Consider the following 266-nt stretch of genomic DNA (forward strand, 5'->3'; position numbering starts at 1 on the left):
TACCAGAACCATTAGGAAATTTCGAAGGTGGTTATGTGAAGAAAGCTCTTTATGGATTAAAAGAAATCATTCAAAAAGAGCTTCCATCAATAGTTTTGGAGACAGCCAGGGTGCAGAGGAAATAAAATTAAATTACATAAATATTTTGAATAGGAATGAGTAGTCTTAAGTTATACGATCTAACTTTTTTGATAAATCTAAGGTTAGTAGCATATTTCTTGAAATTACTCTTTTTTGTAGAAATTTCGTCGCTTAGTTATTAAATC

At 29.7% G+C, this 266-nt stretch carries 1 pseudogene; it reads left to right on the forward strand.

Annotated elements, in window-relative coordinates:
• A pseudogene (locus JDS92_RS30255) lies at positions 1 to 125 on the forward strand (ribonuclease FAU-1 family protein); the annotation flags it as partial.
• Positions 126 to 266 lie beyond the last annotated feature (141 nt).

This window comes from Bacillus cereus group sp. N12 (assembly GCF_016483575.1).
Taxonomy (GTDB): Bacteria; Bacillota; Bacilli; order Bacillales; family Bacillaceae_G; genus Bacillus_A; species Bacillus_A toyonensis.